The organism is Halorarius litoreus, assembly GCF_024362405.1.
In the GTDB taxonomy this organism is placed as follows: domain Archaea; phylum Halobacteriota; class Halobacteria; order Halobacteriales; family Haloarculaceae; genus Halorarius; species Halorarius litoreus.
In genome coordinates, this window is sequence record NZ_CP101454.1 from 394,316 (window position 1) to 409,137 (window position 14,822).

Annotated in this window: 16 protein-coding genes; 10 read left to right on the forward strand and 6 right to left on the reverse strand. The window is 68.5% G+C overall.

Features of this window, described 5'->3' with window-relative positions; genetic code table 11:
* Positions 1-29 precede the first annotated feature (29 nt).
* The gene (locus tag NL126_RS02110) at positions 30-953 is read right to left on the reverse strand and encodes an ArsR/SmtB family transcription factor (RefSeq protein WP_255197251.1); all 924 of its coding nucleotides are present in this window, start codon (positions 951-953) and stop codon (positions 30-32) included.
* A gap of 105 nt (positions 954-1,058) precedes the next feature.
* Positions 1,059-2,345: a tRNA (N(6)-L-threonylcarbamoyladenosine(37)-C(2))-methylthiotransferase gene (locus NL126_RS02115; protein ID WP_255197252.1), complete on the reverse strand. Its 1,287-nt coding sequence runs from the start codon at positions 2,343-2,345 to the stop codon at positions 1,059-1,061.
* 88 nt (positions 2,346-2,433) lie between these two features.
* Between NL126_RS02115 and NL126_RS02120 the strand changes: the two genes are divergently transcribed.
* Entirely contained in the window at positions 2,434-3,630 is a 1,197-nt protein-coding gene (locus tag NL126_RS02120) for an outer membrane protein assembly factor BamB family protein (RefSeq protein WP_255197253.1), read from the forward strand.
* The gene (locus NL126_RS02125) at positions 3,627-4,838 is read left to right on the forward strand and encodes a PQQ-binding-like beta-propeller repeat protein (protein WP_255197254.1); all 1,212 of its coding nucleotides are present in this window, start codon (positions 3,627-3,629) and stop codon (positions 4,836-4,838) included. The genes NL126_RS02120 and NL126_RS02125 overlap by 4 nt, the downstream gene beginning before the upstream one ends.
* Here NL126_RS02125 and deoC read toward each other — a convergent pair.
* Together deoC and NL126_RS02135 are read right to left on the reverse strand one after the other, a co-directional pair.
* Positions 4,823-5,461 (reverse strand): deoxyribose-phosphate aldolase, encoded by a 639-nt coding sequence (gene deoC / locus NL126_RS02130; protein WP_255197255.1) that lies wholly within the window; start codon positions 5,459-5,461, stop codon positions 4,823-4,825. The genes NL126_RS02125 and deoC overlap by 16 nt on opposite strands.
* 553 nt (positions 5,462-6,014) lie before the next feature.
* The gene (locus NL126_RS02135) at positions 6,015-6,656 is read right to left on the reverse strand and encodes a class I SAM-dependent methyltransferase (protein WP_350355477.1); all 642 of its coding nucleotides are present in this window, start codon (positions 6,654-6,656) and stop codon (positions 6,015-6,017) included.
* Positions 6,657-6,869: 213 nt separating this feature from the next.
* Here NL126_RS02135 and NL126_RS02140 point away from each other — a divergent pair, with 213 nt between their 5' ends.
* The gene (locus NL126_RS02140; protein WP_255197257.1) at positions 6,870-7,811 is read left to right on the forward strand and encodes a ribose 1,5-bisphosphate isomerase; all 942 of its coding nucleotides are present in this window, start codon (positions 6,870-6,872) and stop codon (positions 7,809-7,811) included.
* A 7-nt stretch (positions 7,812-7,818) separates the two neighbouring features.
* On the opposite strand, the gene NL126_RS02145 is transcribed toward NL126_RS02140, so the two are convergent.
* Entirely contained in the window at positions 7,819-8,208 is a 390-nt protein-coding gene (locus NL126_RS02145; RefSeq protein ID WP_255197258.1) for a hypothetical protein, read from the reverse strand.
* Positions 8,209-8,299: 91 nt separating this feature from the next.
* Between NL126_RS02145 and NL126_RS02150 the strand changes: the two genes are divergently transcribed.
* The 3 genes from NL126_RS02150 to NL126_RS02160 are packed head-to-tail and all read left to right on the forward strand — an operon-like array spanning position 8,300 to position 10,567.
* Positions 8,300-9,118: a DUF63 family protein gene (locus tag NL126_RS02150; RefSeq protein ID WP_255197259.1), complete on the forward strand. Its 819-nt coding sequence runs from the start codon at positions 8,300-8,302 to the stop codon at positions 9,116-9,118.
* A 48-nt stretch (positions 9,119-9,166) separates the two neighbouring features.
* A complete protein-coding gene (locus NL126_RS02155; protein ID WP_255197260.1) occupies positions 9,167-10,036 on the forward strand; it encodes an ATP-dependent ribose-1-phosphate kinase in 870 nt (289 codons plus the stop codon).
* Positions 10,037-10,060: 24 nt separating this feature from the next.
* Positions 10,061-10,567: a hypothetical protein gene (locus NL126_RS02160; protein WP_255197261.1), complete on the forward strand. Its 507-nt coding sequence runs from the start codon at positions 10,061-10,063 to the stop codon at positions 10,565-10,567.
* Here NL126_RS02160 and NL126_RS02165 read toward each other — a convergent pair.
* On the reverse strand, positions 10,547-11,080 hold the full coding sequence (locus tag NL126_RS02165; RefSeq protein WP_255197262.1) for a DUF7509 family protein: 534 nt from the start codon (positions 11,078-11,080) through the stop codon (positions 10,547-10,549). The two genes, NL126_RS02160 and NL126_RS02165, sit on opposite strands and share 21 nt — an antisense overlap.
* Before the next feature lie 102 nt (positions 11,081-11,182).
* Between NL126_RS02165 and NL126_RS02170 the strand changes: the two genes are divergently transcribed.
* The 4 genes from NL126_RS02170 to NL126_RS02185 all read left to right on the forward strand — a co-directional run bounded on the left by NL126_RS02170 (position 11,183) and on the right by NL126_RS02185 (position 14,736).
* On the forward strand, positions 11,183-11,554 hold the full coding sequence (locus NL126_RS02170) for a winged helix-turn-helix domain-containing protein (RefSeq protein WP_255197263.1): 372 nt from the start codon (positions 11,183-11,185) through the stop codon (positions 11,552-11,554).
* Between the two features lie 37 nt (positions 11,555-11,591).
* Positions 11,592-12,317: a guanosine phosphorylase gene (locus NL126_RS02175; RefSeq protein ID WP_255197264.1), complete on the forward strand. Its 726-nt coding sequence runs from the start codon at positions 11,592-11,594 to the stop codon at positions 12,315-12,317.
* A 41-nt stretch (positions 12,318-12,358) separates the two neighbouring features.
* A complete protein-coding gene (locus tag NL126_RS02180; RefSeq protein ID WP_255197265.1) occupies positions 12,359-13,936 on the forward strand; it encodes an HPP family protein in 1,578 nt (525 codons plus the stop codon).
* 155 nt (positions 13,937-14,091) lie between these two features.
* Positions 14,092-14,736, forward strand: coding sequence for a DUF998 domain-containing protein (locus tag NL126_RS02185; protein WP_255197266.1), 645 nt, complete (start codon positions 14,092-14,094; stop codon positions 14,734-14,736).
* The last annotated feature ends 86 nt before the right edge of the window (positions 14,737-14,822 follow it).

Sequence of the window (14,822 nt, forward strand, 5' to 3'; positions counted from 1 at the left end):
CGACCACCATCGACCAGAGGCGGTCCCACTCAGGGCGACGCGGGCACCTGTTCCATCGCACGAACCTCGAACGCCTCGTCGAGCGTGACCCGGAGTTCCTCGTCGTCGAGCCGAATCGCCACCTCGATTCGGAGTGGCTCCTCGCTGACGACGGTCGTCCGCTCGTTGCTGATACACCACTCCGGTTCCCAGTACGGGACCGCGTGCAGGTCGATACCGTGCTCACGGTGGAACTCGACCACGGTCGGGTTCGTGAGCAGGTGCATCCCTGGGGTCCCGTAGTCCCAGGCGTCACACTGGGTACACGGATACTTCATCCCCAAGCCGAACATCAGGAAGTCCGACGCGACGAGGTCCAGCCCCCCGATGTGGACCTCTTCCGGGTTCCGAATCAGGATCGCGTCCATCCGCCCCCCACACATCGAACACACACCGTTCGACGAGAGGGCGAAGTCGTGACGTTGCCACTTCTCGAACGCGGCGAGCAGCTCGTGGCCGGTCCGGCCGACGACACCCCCGGGCGGAAACATCCCCATCGCGTGCATCACTTCGCACGAGGAGCACTGGATGAACACCATCTCGTGGTCGTACTCCGCGACGAGCGGTGCGTCGCAGACGACGCACGCGCCACCCGTCTCGAACGGCGCAATCCGTGGATGCTCGGTGAACGACCCCTCGACGATGGTCCGAATCACGTTGACGCCAGCGTGGCGGATTTCGTAGCCGCCGTCGGTCTTCGTGACGAACGGACCCTCGAGCTTCTTGAGGTGGTAGTTGAACTGTGAGCCGTCGCGCATTCCAACGCGTTTGCGGAGGTCCGAGAACGTCATCGGGCGCTCCCCGTTATCGACGAGCACCTGCAAGATGGTGAGGCGCGTCTCGTTCCCGACGATACCGAACGCCTCCGCGGGGGTGAGACGGGTCCCCTCGTCGATTCGGTGTGTAGAACTCATGGAGAGGGTAGGTCACCAGCGACGATAGCAGTATCTAGCGTCGCTGAACTGTACTAGAGACGAGAACATTGCGCGACACGCCCGACAGAGAATCGCGGAGGGGTCTCAGTCGGCGGCCGCCGCTTCCTCGGACTCCGCAGGCGACGACACGGGCTTCCCGAACGCGTAGACCGTCTCGCCGGAGAGGACCTCGACCTCGATGAAGTCGCCCGGCTCGATACCGTACTCGGAGGCGTTCTGGACGACGATCTGGCGGTAGGCCGAATCGCGACACTTCACCGAGTCGCCGTGGCCCGGCTGGACGACGAGCACCTCTCGCCGGGTGCCGACGAGTTCGTCGTACGCCTCGGCGACCACGTCCATCTTCAGCGCCGACATCGCCTTCGAGCGGTCCTTCTTCGTCTGGCCGCCGAGCCCCTTCATGTCGGCGGCGTCGGTCCCCGGGCGCTTCGAGAACCGCGTGACGTTGATCTTCTCGGGACGAACCTCGCGCAGGAGGTCCATGCTCAGTTCGTGGTCCGCGTCGGTCTCGGTGGGGAAGCCGACGATGAAGTCGGTCGAGAGCGTCCAGTGCTCCAGACGTGAGTCGAACGTCTCGACGATCTCTCTGAACTTGTCGACGCGGTGCTGGCGGCGCATCTCCTCCAGGACCTCGTCCGACCCCGACTGGACGGGGAGGTGGATGAAGTCGTAGAGCTTGTCGTTGCGAGCGAACACGTCGGCGAGCTCCTCGCGGATGCCGTGGATACCACCGGGGTTCGCCATCCCGACTCTGACTCGAAACTCGCCGTCGATGTCGCAGATGCGGTCGAGGAGTTCGGGGAGCGTTCGCTCACCCTGGTCCCAGCCGTACACCCCCGTATCCTGGCCCGTCACGCGAATCTCCTTCGCGCCGGCGTGGACGAGCGCCTCCGCCTTCCGGACGTTCTCCTCGACGGGCGGCGAGTCGATGCGCCCGGTCGCGAACTTCGTGATGCAGTACGAGCAGTTGCTCATGCAGCCGCGGGCGATGGGGAGGATGCCGATGACCCCGTCGAGGATGGGTTCGGAATCGGGCGTCGGCGTCGGGCACTCGCCGTTCGTCACCGCCGCAGGCACGTCGTCCCAGTTGAGAATCTGGGCGTCGATGTCTGCCTCGGCGAACTCCTCGCCCTGGGCGAGCGCCATGCAGCCGGTGACGATGAGGTCCGAGACTTCGTCGTCGAGTTCCTCCGCGCGCCGGAGCATGTTCCGCTCGGTCTTCTCGACCACGGTGCAGGTGTTGAGGATGGCCACGTCCGCCTCCCCCAGCGGCGTGCGGTGGTGGCCCGCGTCGCGCAGCCGGCGCTCGATCTCGCGGCTCTCACCGCGATTCGAGGTGCAGCCGTACGTCTCGATGTGGTAGCGGGCCATTCGTTTTCACCTACGTGCGCGACGGCAAGAGGGTGACGGAACGCGTCGGACAGAAGAGCTTTGGTCCGTCGGTTGACAGGCGAACACGATGTCCTCCAGACGTGAAACGCTAGCCGCAGCCGGTGGCGGGCTCCTTGTAGGACTCGCCGGCTGCTCCGGGGTGGCGAGCCAGCCCGACGAGCCACCGACCCCCGACGACGGCCCGGACCCGGACCCCGAGAACCACATCCACGGCGCGGACGGGGCGTGGTCGAGTTTCGGCTGTAACGCCGGCAACACCCGCGAGGTCGCCGATGGGCAGGCCCCGGTCGACGGCGTGACCGAGCGGTGGCGCGTCGAAGTGGGCGACCTGAACCGTGCCGAGCCGGTCGTCGCGGACGGCCGCGTGTTCCACCGTCTCGGTGGTGAGGACCTCGTCGTCTACGACGCCGCCGACGGCACGGAGCTGTGGCGGGCGACCGACGCCCGGACGCTCCCGCTGGTCCACGACGACACCGTCTACGTCGGGGGGGTGGGGCACGTCCGGGCGCTCGCCGTCGAGGACGGCACCGAGCGGTGGCGCACCGAGTTCGACACCCCAGGACCGGTCGCGACGCCGGCGACACACGGCGGCGACGAACTGCTCGTCGGAGCCGACGAACACGTCCATCGACTCACCGCCACGACCGGCGAGGTCGAGTGGTCTCGTCGACTGTTCGGCAGGGTCGTCGGCCCCGCCGCCATCTACAAGGCGCACTTTGCGTGCGTCGTCACCGAGGCGGGGAAACTGTACGCGCTCGACCCCGAGGGCACCGGCTGGGGCGAGTGGGACCTCCCGTCTCGCCCGCAAGCCCCGCCGACCGCCCACTCCGACGGCGTCTACGTCAACTGTCTCGACAGCCGGACGTACGGTATCTCGCTGGAGAACACGTCCCAACTGGACATCGACTGGTCGGCCGAGACCGGCTGGGCGAACGCCGGCCTCGCCGTGAACAAGTACCTCTACGCCGCCGGAACCCGGGGACTCGTCGCCATCGACCCCGAGACCGGCGAGGAGCGGTGGACCCACGACACCGGCGACTGGCGGCACACCGCACCCGCGCTGGCGCGCGACACGCTGTTCGTCGGCGGTGACGCGCTGTACGCGTTCGACCCGACGCCCTCGGTCGGGAGTGGCCCCGCGCTCCGATTCGAACACTCGCTCTACGGCCCGGTGAACGCGCCCGTCCTCGACGACGGCGTGCTGTACGTCACGGCCAAGACCGACGAGTCGACTGCTCACCTGCTCGCGCTGGAGGCCGCATGAACCGCCGGAGCTACGTGGCGGCGCTCGGCACCGCCGCGACCGCCGGGCTGGCGGGCTGTTCGGGGAGTGACTACGACGCCGTCGCGGCCGACGCCGGCGACGCACGCGACTGGCCGATGCCCGGCCACGACGCGGCGAACACCCGGTACATCCCCGAGGGAACGGCGCCTCGTTCGGGGGTGGAGACGGTGTGGCGGACCGAGGTACTCATGCCGACCGGCCCGCCGTCGGTCGCAGAGGACACGGTGTTCCTCCCCGTTGGAAACGACGTGCTCGCGGTCGACGCCGCCTCGGGCGAGATTCGGTGGCGAGCGGACCCGGACGAGAACGCCGCCGTCTACTGGTCGGCCCCGACCGTCCTCGACGGCGTCGCCTACCTCGTTGGCGACGATGCGCTCCGGGCGCTCGCGGTCGACGACGGCACCGAGCAGTGGCGCTACGAGTTCGACGACCCGACGGGCTATCTCGCGCCGACGCCCGGTTTCGGTGGTGACGAACTGTTCGTCGCCGCGGGCGAGACCGTCTACCGGTTCGACACCGACACGGGCGACCTGGAGTGGGAACGAGACGTGTTCGGCCAGGTTCGACAGACGCTGGCCTACCGGCCCGGGATGGTGTTCGCCGTCACCGAGGGCGGCGACGTGTACGCGCTCGCGGATGGCGACGGTGGTGGCTACTGGCGAACGGCACTGCCCGACATGGTGCAGTGCCCGCCGACGTTCGCGGACGGTCGGCTCTACGTCGGCTGTTTCGACGGGAACCTGTACGCGCTCAACGAGCGCGGTGCCATCGAGTGGTCGACCGATATCGGCGGCTTCGCGAAGGGCGGTATTGGCGCCGCCCACGACACCGTCTACGCCGACGGCGGCCGCTCGCTCCACGCGCTCGACGCCGAAACCGGCAACAAACAGTGGGCCGTGAGCCTCGGCACGACTGGCGACCACCCGCCGGTCATCGTCGACGACACGGTCTACACGGGTGGGGCGAAGCTCCGCGCGCTGAAGCTCGGTGGCGGCCTCGGCGTCGGTGGAACGCGTATCGAACCCGCGCGCTTCACGGCCGACCTCGGCGAGTACGTCGGCCAACTCGTGGCGGCCGACGGGTCGCTGTACGCGGCCGTCGAGGTGAAACGCGACCCGAACGGGGGGACCGACTCGGACAACCGCAAAACGGAGCTACAGCGACTCGACGCTCAGTCGTCGGGGTAACCGCGCAGAATCTCGACGCCGGAGGACGCCCCGATGCGCTCGGCACCCGCTTCTATCATGGCCATCGCCTTCTCGTACGAGCCGATGCCACCGGAGGCTTTGACGGGGAGGTAGTTCGCCATCCGCTCGACGTCCTCGATGGTCGCACCGCCCACCGAGAAGCCCGTTGCCGTCTTCACCATCGCCGCGTCGGCCTCCTGCGCGAGTCGGCAGGCACGGTCGAGTTCCTCGTCCGTCAGAAGCGGCGCCTCGACGATGACCTTCACGGGGAGCGGGACCGCGGCGACGACGCTCGCGATGTCCTCGCGGACGGTTCCGTCGTCGCCGGCTTTCAGCCGGCCGACGTTGATGACCATGTCTATCTCGTCGGCCCCGTCCTTCCACGCGAGTTCGGCCTCGGCCTCCTTCGCGCCCGTCGCGTGGTTGCCGTGCGGGAACCCGACGACGGTGGCGATGGTCAGGTCCGTCGCGTAGTCGTCGGCTTCGGCGACGTAACACGGCGGAATACAGACGTTCATGCCGTGTTCGAGCGCCTCGTCACAGACCCGCTGGACGTCCGCGGGCGTCGTCTCCGGCCCGAGAACGGTGTGGTCGATGCGTGCGGCGAACTCCTCCCGGTTCATATCCCCTCCCCAACGTCTGGCGGTGAAAAGTCTCCGATTCCACCGTTCCACCTTTTTACGCTCGGGTCGCCTTCGGCGACCGCTCGCGCAACAAATCTGCATTGCTGGACCGGAGGTCCAGCAGGCTTCCAGATCGCCAGCGGCGACTCGGAAGGGCCAAAAAAAGGCCGAGCGCGCCGACAGCGCGCTCGGGGGAACCGCTCGCTTCGCTCGCGGATGCTGTAGCGCGTGCTGGCGAGCAGTCTCGTCTGCGAGCCAGTACCGCGCGAGGGATGACGGAGCGAGGCGGAGTCAAGCGGCGGAATCGGTTGGGGAGGCATGTGGCTGACACCAGCACGAGGACTCCTGGGTTCGCGCGAGCAGGACACTCCCATGGCTGCCGTGGTCGATACAGACGCCCGAATTATCAATTCGTGGCGTATTCTACCGGCTATCCGCCAGAACGGACGTGCGAGATACAGAGGGTGTATGCAGCAGGGGTGTACGGGATATCCGTACTACGTTCGGAACACACGTGAGACCGATATTTCGGCAGTTCGTCGCTGATATGGCGCTATCGGGTGGCGATGAGGACCCCGACCGATTCGGTGATGATTTCGACGTCGGTGAGCGTGAAGCCTGCGCCTGCGAGGAGATTGGCGACAGTTCCCATCCGTGGCACCGTTTCGTAGTCGCTGGGGGTTCCCGTCGGCCCGAAGCACATCTTGTCAGCAACCACTACACAGTGTGGTTGTAACCCCGCGAGACCGTCGATGGCCGCGCGTAATTCGTCCTCGCCTCCCTCGTCGTAGGCCATGTACAGAGCATAGCTCGCAACGACCACATCGACCGGTTCGTCGACGTTCGGTTCACGGAACGACCCGTGGTCGAACGAGACGTTCTCGATGCCGCGCTCTGTAGCCTTCTCACGGGCGTACTGGAGCCACTCGTCGTAGATGTCCCGCCCGATTACGTGCTCACACTTCGACGCAAGTTCGAGTGCGACGATACCGGTACCCGTCCCGATGTCGAGCACAGTATCGTCGCGGTCGATTGGAGCGTGCGTGAGAAGTGCGGACAGACACCGCTGGTACACCTCGTCTGCCTCGCAGTCCGCATCGTAGTCCATCGCGGTGTAGCCGTGGTACTCGCGTTCTGTGTCGGCCATCAGTACGGCGACTAGGATGTGCTGAAGGATAAGGGTCTCAAGAATCATCGCTGACACGTCCGACCGACTCGCGCTGTGAGTTCAGCACGGCTCTCGATGGATGACGGGCCGCTGAGAGATGTTCCTCCTGACGCGTCACCATACACACCGACCGCAATCTGAATGGTTCACACGTACGTCCACAGATGGAGTCCACGACCATCCACGTGACAGCGAGACTGGCTCCCCCGCGTTTTTATCCTCACCTGGCCAAGAGTTCGCATGGTCCACCCGGACGTCGAGGAGACCGCCACAGCCATCGCGGAGATGGAGATTCGGGGGGCGGCGACCATCGCCGACGCGGCGGCTGCGGCGCTCGCGATCCACGCCCGCGAAGCCGAGGCCGACTCCCCCGAGGCGTTCCGCGCGTCGATGCGCGAGGCCGCCCGCGCTCTCTACGACACTCGCCCGACTGCGGTCTCGCTGCCGAACGCGCTCCGCTACGTCCTCTACGGGATGGAGGGCACCACGGTCGAGGCGCTCCGCGGGTCGGTCACGGCGCGTGCCGACCGATTCCGCCGTGAGCTCGACCAGGCGCAGTCGAAACTGGGGCGCGTCGGCGCGGGGCGCATCCGCGACGGCGACGTGGTGATGACCCACTGCCACTCGACGGACGCGATGGCCTGCATCAGAGCTGCCATCGAGCAGGGCAAGCACGTCGAGGCCATCGTGAAGGAGACGCGACCCCGACAGCAGGGGCACATCACCGCCCGCGAGCTCCGCGAGCTCGGCGTGCCCGTCACGCTCATCGTCGACAACGCGGCGCACCGCTACCTGAACGACGTCGACCACGTGCTTGTGGGTGCCGACTCCATCGCCGCCGACGGGAGCGTCATCAACAAGATCGGCACCTCGGGGCTCGCCGTCTCCGCGCGGGACCGCGGGACGCCCATCATGGTCGCCGCCCAGACCATCAAACTCCACCCCGACACGCTCACTGGGCAGGCCGTCGAGATAGAGATGCGCGCCGAGAGCGAGGTCATCGACGCAGAAACGCGCGAGGAGATCGGCGACATCGAGGTCAGAAACCCGGCGTTCGACGTGACCCCGCCGCGACACATCGACGCCATCGTCACCGAACAGGGGCAGTTCCCACCTGAGAGCATCGTCACGCTGATGCGCGAACTGTACGGCGAGAGCGTCGACCAGCCGTGGGCGGAGTGACGTAAGCTCAAGCGACGAGCGTCGCGCCGGCGTAGACGACGGCCGTCGCGACCGCGCCGACGCCGAGACCGACGAGGAACAGTCGGAACCCGTACCGCCGGTCGCTCGGCTGTGCGTCGTCGGGTACTGTCCCGCGCTGGCCGTCGAAACTGAACCGCCCGGAGAGCGCGAGCCCCGCACAGAACGCCCGTCGAGCCTGCAGCAGCCACTCGGTACCGAGCGACAGCGGCACGACGAGCCCGACGAGCAGGAACGTCGGCGTGTCGGAGACGAGGACGACCGCCGCGTACACGAGCGCGACGAGGTACGCGGCGGCCGCCAGCCGGTAGCGGTGGCGGCGCTCGCTGCCGCCGATGTTGCACACCCCGGGACGGTACTCGGGAGGTGTCGTTGCCACACAGTCGGTTGGGTCTGGAAATGTATAGGCCGCTCGGCGACGGCACGCCACGACCGCAATGCTTTCAGCCGTTCCGTTACCCCACGGAGGTATGCCACTGCTCCCGTCGGGGTTCGCGCTGCCGCCGCTGCCGTATCTGCTCGCGGTGGTGGTCGGGACCCTCGGCGTCGCCGGGCTGCTCTACCGGCGCGGCCCGCGCGTCACCCCACGGGTGGTCGCGGCGTTCGCCCCGTGGATGGTCGCCGGCGCGACCGGCTACGCGCTGTTCCAGGTCGGCGCCGTCCCCGCCCCCATCGAACCGCTGTTCGGCAACCCGATCGTCTACGCGACCACCTTCGTGCTCGCGGGGCTCGTCTGGCTCGCGGCGCTGGGTCAACCCGCCGACCGCTGGGACCTCCCGTCGGTGCCCGGCACGCTCGCTGCGACCGGCGGCCTCGTCGCCGGCGCACTGCTCGCGTACGCGGCCGTCGTCGGCCTCACGGGCGACGGGCTCTCGCTGTTCTGGCCGGGCGTCGGCCTCGTCGTCACCGTACTGCTCGCCGGGGTGACGTGGGTCGTCCTCCGCGACCGGTTCGACGCCGGCGTCACCGGCACGCTCGGGCTGCTCGTGGTGTTCGGCCACGTCCTCGACGGCGTCTCGACCGCCGTCGGCACCCACCTCGGGTTCGGCGAACAGACCCCGCTGTCGAACGTCGTCATCGAGTTCGGTGCCGACCTCCCGCCTGCCGCCTTCCTCGGCGAAGCGTGGCTGTTCGTCCTCGTGAAGCTCCTGCTCGCGGCGGTCGTCGTCTCCCTGTTCGTCGACTACGTCCGCGAGGCACCCGGAGAGGGGTCGCTCCTGCTGGGCGTCGTCGCCGCCGTCGGCCTCGGGCCGGGCGCGCACAACCTCGTGCTGTTCGCGCTCGCCTGATCCCCGCGACGGGTGCCTTTTTATCGCGCGGCGTCGCACTCGGAAGGGATGCCTCGCGTGCTGTGTGCCGGCCACGTCAACTGGGACGTGACGCTCCGCGTCGACCGCCTCCCGACCCCGGACGGTGAGTCGGCAGTCCGGGCGACACGGCAGGGCGGCGGCGGGAGCGCCGGGAACGTCGCGGTCGGGCTCGTCGGCCTGAACTGCAAGGCCGCGCTGCTCGGGAGCGTCGGCGACGACGAACACGGGCAGTTCGCACGCCGTGACCTCGACCGCTCCGGGGTCGACCTCTCGGGCGTCGTCACCACGGAGGGCGTCACGACGACGAAGTACCTGCTCGTCGACGACGAGGGGCGGGTGGCCGTCCTCGGTGCCCCGGGCGTCAACGAGGCGCTCGGCCCCGACGACATCGACCCCGACGTGGTCGACGGCGCGGACCACGTCCACCTCACCTCCCAGCGGCCCGACACCGCCGCCCGCATCGCCGAAGTCGCGAGCGACGCCGGCATCCCGGTGTCCGCCGACCCCGGCCGCCGGCTCACCGACCGCGATTTCGGCCCCGTCATCGAACACGCGGACCTCCTGCTGCTCAACCGGGTCGAGGCCGAGGCGCTCGGCGACCTCCCCGACGACCGCGAGGTCGTCACGAAACTCGGCGCGTCCGGCTCGCGACTCCGAACGCCGGAGGCGACGTACAGCCACCCGGGGTTCGACCTGCCGGCCGTCGACACGACGGGCGCAGGCGACGCTTTCGCCGCAGGGTTCATCGCCGCCCGCTTGCAGGGCGCTGACCCCGAGCGGATGCTAGCGGTGGCGAACGCCTGCGGCGCGCTCGGGGCGGCGACCGAGGGTCCGAAGACCGACCTCTCGTGGGAGCGCGTCGAGGCCGTCCTCGCCGGCGAACGCCCCGGGTTTTAGTCGTCGCCCCCGTAGGGCCGCCAAATGGACCCCTTCGTGTTGCACATCAACGACGTGCCCACGACCACCGGCCGGGTGGCCATCGGCGCGGTCGCCGGCCTCCTCGCGACGGTCATCATGAACATCCCGATGCAGCGGCGCCCGGAGGGCTCGACCCCCCCGTTCATCGCCGCGGGGGCGCTCACCGGGCAGCCGCTCGACGAAGTCGACCCGAAACTGGCCTCAGGCGTTCACTACTCCGCGGGCATCCTCGGCGGCGTGCTGTTCACGCTGCTCGCCATCGGCTTCGAGTCGGTCCTGCCGTTCACCGCGGCGCTCACGGGCGTCGGCCTCCGGCTCGTCCCGCACTTCCTCGCGACGCTCGTCACGTACGGGTTCCTCGTCGCGTTCTTCGCGTACCTCGTCTTCCCGCAGTTCGGGAAGAGCGCGAACCAGCGCGGCGAGCAGGTCCGAACCGACTGGGTCATCTCGGCGAGCGTCTACGTCGTCGCGCTCGCCCTGTGGATTCCGCTACTCATCGCGAGTCTCTGACCCCGGTGGGAACGGGAGTTCGCCGGTCGTCTCGCGCCGCATCACGTCCCTGACGAACAAGCGCACCTCGTCGCGCAACCCCGCCTCGTCCTCGAACGTCTTGACCACGGCGTCCCAGCGGTCCGCGACCGAGGCGATCATCGCACTCCTGACGCCCTGCGCGTGACAGAACAGCACGCGCTCGGGAGCGCGCTCCGAGAGGTCTTCGAGGACGGCACCCGTCTCGATGCCCACCCCGAGGTTCATCGTCTCGCGCCGGACGACGAACACGACGACGTTGCTCGCGCGGGCGAACTCGATGGTCTGGGTGCCCGCGTCGAGTTCCTCCAGGGGAATCTCGGGGTCGGTCGCGAGGAAGGCGTTGAACCCCTCCGCGCGGAGCCCGTCACGGGTCCGTTCGAGGAACGTGAACGCCTCGTCCGCGGGGTCGTGGCTCTTGTACGGCCCCATCACGTAGACGAGAAATCGCCGATAGCGCGTCGGCGAGAGTTCGCGGAGCAGGCGGTCGCGCATTGGTGGAGGCTCTCGACGACATTATATAAAGGCAGTTGTTTTCAGGGTTTGTTGACTCAAGAAGTGTTATAGGTACTGTCGTGGTACAGTTCGATAGAGGCAATGGCCCACGCGAAACGCTACGATGCCCCCGACCTCCCGGCGGACAGCGTGCTCACCCTCGAGGAGTACCTCGCGATGCAGCGCGCCGTCGGCCAGGAGACCCGCTATCGCGCGCTCGCCGAGCTCCTGCGCGAGGGTAAACTGAGCGCCTCGGAGCTGGCAGAGCGACTCGACACGCCCTCCAACCGGCTCCACTACCACCTCGACGAACTCGAATCCGTGGGGCTCGTCGCCAACCGGAAGCGCCGGGAACGCGGCGCGGATGGGCTCTACTCGTACTACACCGCGACCACGCTCGGCGAGGCCGTGATGACCCACGGCGTCGCCGAACTCATCCGCGAGGAGCGCGACCTGCTGGAGCGGTATCGGTAACCGAGGGCGTTTTCACCCGCGCGGTTGGAGGCTCGATATGGCCAAACAGCCGCACCTGCTCGTCGAGGAGGGAGACGTACACGACATCGCGCTCATCCCGGGGGACCCCGGTCGGGTCGACCGCATCGCGGGGCAGTGTGACTCTTCGGAGGTCATCGCCGAGAACCGCGAGTACAAGGTCGTCAACGCCACGTTCGAGGGGCGCGACCTGACCATCTGTTCCACGGGTATCGGCTGTCCCTCCGCAGCGATCGCCGTGGAGGAACTCGCTGCGGTGGGCGTCGAGACGTTCATCCGCGTCGGCACCACGGGCGCGCTACAGGAGGGCATCGAGATCGGTGACATGATCGTCGCCACCGGGGCCGCGAAGAACGAGGGGACGAGCCGCCGGTACGAGGCCGTGGAGTATCCGGCCGTCCCGGATTACGACGTGCTGTCGGGGCTGGTCGACGCCGCCGAAGCCAACGACGAGGACGTCCACGTCGGGCCCATCGCCTCCGACGACGCGTTCTACGCCGAGACCGACGCCTACGTCGAGGACTGGGAGGCCGCTGGCCTCCTCTCCGTCGAGATGGAGGCCGCCGCAGTCTTCTCCATCACGCGCCGGAAGGGACTGCGCGCGGGCGCCATCTGTACCGTCGACGGCAACCTCGTGGAGGGCACCCAGAAGGGCGAGACCGAGGACGACGAGCTCCCGGAGAAGGCGAAGAACAACGTCGAGCGCGCCATCCGAATCGCGCTGACCGCGACGACCGAGCTGTAGGAGAGAAACCCATTTGGCGAGGGGTTTCGTAGCCGGGGCGCATGGACGGTCCTCGCGAGCGCGTGCGGACGGTGTTGTTGCGGCTCCGACGGCTCGAACGCCGTGAGGTCCGCGAGTTCCGTGCGTGGCTGGAGACCACCCGGAACCTCGTCCATCTCACCGTCCTCCTGCTCGTTCCACTCCTCATCGCGCTCGTGACTGCCATCTCTAACGCCGAGAGCTTCCTCCCGTTCGTGCTGTTCCCGCCGCTCGCGTCGGGGACGTTCACCCTCTTTTCCGAGCCGGAGGGGCAGTACGCCTCCCCCCTGAGGTTCGTCGGGGGGCTCACCGCCGGGGCAGTCTGTGGCTCGCTCGCGGTGGCGGCCGCGCTGTTCACCGGCGCAATCGACCCTTCGGCCGTCGGTACGTTACGGGGCATCTCACCGGTGGCCGCCGCCCTCGCCGTCTTCCTCACCGGTGGCGTGACGTGGGCGTTCGACGTCGAGGAGCCGTCGGCGTTCTCGACCGCGCTGCTCGCGCTCATCGCCCCCGCGTTCACGCCCGGCGACCCCATCGTCGAGGTGCTCGGGCTGTTCGTCGCGAGCGTGTTCGCCGCCGCCAGCCTCGTCGCGAGCGTGTTCTACGTCTGGCGCGAGCGGTTCTACGAGCGCCGCGCGGAGTTCCTCTACCAGTCGACGAAGGGCGACGACCACGTCCTCGTCCCCATCCGCGGCGACGACCCCCGCTCCACGGTGATGCTCGGCGCACGGCTCGCCGCGGCGCACGACGCTGGAAAGGTGGTGCTCCTCGACGTGGTCGAAGACGAAGACGTCGCGGCCGCCCGCCGCGACATCCTCCACGCGGACGAGCCGGCCGCGGAGACGATGGCCGAGGACGCCAGGCCGGCCGACCCGGCCCGACCCGTCGCCCCCGAGACCGACGAGGACACCACCGAGACGGCCGACACCTCCGACGAAGCGCTCGACGAGCAGGCCGAGGAGCGCGCCGCGGCGACGGTCGCGACCGAGCTCGAAGCGATGGCCGGCCGCGTCGAGACGAAGGTCGGCGTCCCCTGTCAGGTGGCGGTGGCCGTCGAGTCGGCCACCCGTGCCCAGACGGTGCTGACCGCCGCCCACGAGGCGAACTGCGACCTCATCGTCACGCCGTACGAGGAGCGCCACGGCGCGCTCTCGCCGTTCGTCCGGGACCTGTTCCGCAGCGACACCGACGTGCTCGTCCACCGTCCCGGCGGCGAACAGACCCGGACCCGCTGGCGGGACGTCCTGGTTCCCGTCCGGCGTGCCAGCGACGCCGCCCACACGATGGTCGACTTCGGAACCCGGCTGTCGGGCGGTGTCGGTCGGGTCGCCGTCTGCACCTGCATCGGCCCCCGCGACGACCGCCGCCGTGCCGAGTCGATGCTGTCGGACCTCGTCGAGACGTTCCACGGCTCGCTCGAAACGCGAGTGGCCAGACAGCCCATCGAGAAGTTCCTCGCGCGCAACGCCCCGCAGTTCGACCTCGTCATCATCGGCGCGTCCACCGAGCGCTCGAAGGCCTCGCGCTTCATCTCCCCGCCGACGTTCGAACGCATCCAGGAACTGGAGTGTGACGTGGCGGTCCTCGACCGGAACTACTAGCGCCCGTTTTCCGCGAGCGGCCAGGGCTCGCTCGGCTCCGTCGGTCGGAGCACCGACACTGCACCCCGTGTGAACTCGACACAGTATCCCGCTCGGTGGGACCCACCGTTGGACCCCATATCGGCTCGCCGCCATTCTACGACTGGGTGAAAACCATGTCCCAACAAGTCGTCGACACCACGACCCCCACCGGGGTCATCCGGGGGACGGTCGAATCGAGTCGAGCGCGCGCCGGTGTGCTCCTCATCGCGCTGTCCGCACAGTTCATGGTCGTCATCATGCTCGCCGCAGCGATGGCACCGAACTACAACTTCAACACGGCCGCCATCAGCGACCTCGGGGTCTTCCCCGAGACGGCGTGGCTGTTCAACGCGTCGCTGGTCGTCGTCGGGCTGCTGAACCTCGTGGCCGGGTACTACTTCTACCGCAGCCACGGGAAGCGCTGGCTGCTCGCCGCGTTCGCGCTGGCCGGCATCGGGGCCCTCGGCGCGGGCGTCTTCCCGCTCGACACGGGTGATGCCCACTCGCTGTTCGCGCTGCTCGCGTTCCTGTTCTTCAACGTGCAGGCGCTCGGGAGTGCAACCGAGTTCCCCGGCGTGATGAAGCTCCTGTCCGTCGTCGCCGGCGGTATCGGCATCGCGTTCGTCGTCGTCATGGTCGTCGGGGACGGCGGCAACACCGCCGTCTTCGGCCCCATCGGCCACGGCGGCGCCGAACGCATGATCGTCTACCCGGTCATGCTCTGGATGGTCGCCGCCGGTGGCTACCTCCTCGGTGTGCGTGATACCGCGACCGCGTGACCGCCCCGGAGCCGGCTTCCAGCTCCGGTGAACGCCTCCCGCTTCGACTCGACCGCCGCGAGGGCGTCGGGTGCGAACGACCACTG

What these genes read in the sequence shown, in the direction of transcription:
- NL126_RS02175 (WP_255197264.1), top strand. Translation starts at nt 11,592, where the DNA reads ATGGCCAAACAGCCGCACCTGCTCGTCGAGGAGGGAGACGTACACGAC.
- NL126_RS02180 (WP_255197265.1), top strand. Translation starts at nt 12,359, where the DNA reads ATGGACGGTCCTCGCGAGCGCGTGCGGACGGTGTTGTTGCGGCTCCGA.
- NL126_RS02185 (WP_255197266.1), top strand. Translation starts at nt 14,092, where the DNA reads ATGTCCCAACAAGTCGTCGACACCACGACCCCCACCGGGGTCATCCGG.
- deoC (WP_255197255.1), bottom strand. Translation starts at nt 5,461, where the DNA reads ATGAACCGGGAGGAGTTCGCCGCACGCATCGACCACACCGTTCTCGGG.
- NL126_RS02165 (WP_255197262.1), bottom strand. Translation starts at nt 11,080, where the DNA reads ATGCGCGACCGCCTGCTCCGCGAACTCTCGCCGACGCGCTATCGGCGA.
- NL126_RS02160 (WP_255197261.1), top strand. Translation starts at nt 10,061, where the DNA reads ATGGACCCCTTCGTGTTGCACATCAACGACGTGCCCACGACCACCGGC.
- NL126_RS02115 (WP_255197252.1), bottom strand. Translation starts at nt 2,345, where the DNA reads ATGGCCCGCTACCACATCGAGACGTACGGCTGCACCTCGAATCGCGGT.
- NL126_RS02110 (WP_255197251.1), bottom strand. Translation starts at nt 953, where the DNA reads ATGAGTTCTACACACCGAATCGACGAGGGGACCCGTCTCACCCCCGCG.
- NL126_RS02170 (WP_255197263.1), top strand. Translation starts at nt 11,183, where the DNA reads ATGGCCCACGCGAAACGCTACGATGCCCCCGACCTCCCGGCGGACAGC.
- NL126_RS02135 (WP_350355477.1), bottom strand. Translation starts at nt 6,656, where the DNA reads ATGATTCTTGAGACCCTTATCCTTCAGCACATCCTAGTCGCCGTACTG.
- NL126_RS02140 (WP_255197257.1), top strand. Translation starts at nt 6,870, where the DNA reads ATGGTCCACCCGGACGTCGAGGAGACCGCCACAGCCATCGCGGAGATG.
- NL126_RS02155 (WP_255197260.1), top strand. Translation starts at nt 9,167, where the DNA reads ATGCCTCGCGTGCTGTGTGCCGGCCACGTCAACTGGGACGTGACGCTC.
- NL126_RS02150 (WP_255197259.1), top strand. Translation starts at nt 8,300, where the DNA reads ATGCCACTGCTCCCGTCGGGGTTCGCGCTGCCGCCGCTGCCGTATCTG.
- NL126_RS02120 (WP_255197253.1), top strand. Translation starts at nt 2,434, where the DNA reads ATGTCCTCCAGACGTGAAACGCTAGCCGCAGCCGGTGGCGGGCTCCTT.
- NL126_RS02125 (WP_255197254.1), top strand. Translation starts at nt 3,627, where the DNA reads ATGAACCGCCGGAGCTACGTGGCGGCGCTCGGCACCGCCGCGACCGCC.